Below are 489 nucleotides of genomic sequence, written 5' to 3'. Positions count from 1 at the left end.
ATCTTCGCCAGTTTGCAGTAACTGCCAGCGCAATTGCTGCGCTGCTATCTGGTGAGAGTGTCGGTATCGTGAGAACACCGCCGCTCCGTTATCGGGTGGTTTCGCAAATTACTCGCCACTCGCCGTCCTTCGAAATGCATATGGCAAGTGACACGCTGAATTTTATGCCGTTTGAGAAAGGAACATTGCTGGCGCAGGACGGAGAGGAACGTTTTACCGTTACCCATGATGTAGAGTATGTGTTATTCCCTAATCCGTTGGTAGCGTTGGGATTACGCGCGTGATTAATGCTCGAAAAAATAAGCTAATACTTACCCGCAGAAATCATTCTGCGGGTATTAAGTTGCTTTCTTATAAATTAATACAGATTAATCCTGGTTATTTGCTTTATTTATCACCAGTCATCCGGTATAGTTCTTCATAATCTCTGCAAAATCATCGTGTTGTAATATTCTCTCATCACTCTCCATCAAATTTTCTTTTTTTCTC

1 protein-coding gene is annotated in these 489 nt (G+C 42.9%); it reads left to right on the top strand.

Annotation, left to right across the window (positions count from 1 at the left end; translation table 11 throughout):
• Window positions 1-284 (top strand): succinylglutamate desuccinylase/aspartoacylase domain-containing protein (locus K0039_RS25045; RefSeq protein WP_228106837.1); only part of this gene is annotated, 284 nt, incomplete at its 5' end.
• Window positions 285-489 lie beyond the last annotated feature (205 nt).

The sequence above is a fragment of the Terrisporobacter mayombei genome (genome assembly GCF_020748465.1).
Taxonomy (GTDB): domain Bacteria; phylum Bacillota; class Clostridia; order Peptostreptococcales; family Peptostreptococcaceae; genus Terrisporobacter; species Terrisporobacter mayombei.
This window is presented reverse-complemented; position numbering and strand designations above follow the sequence as displayed.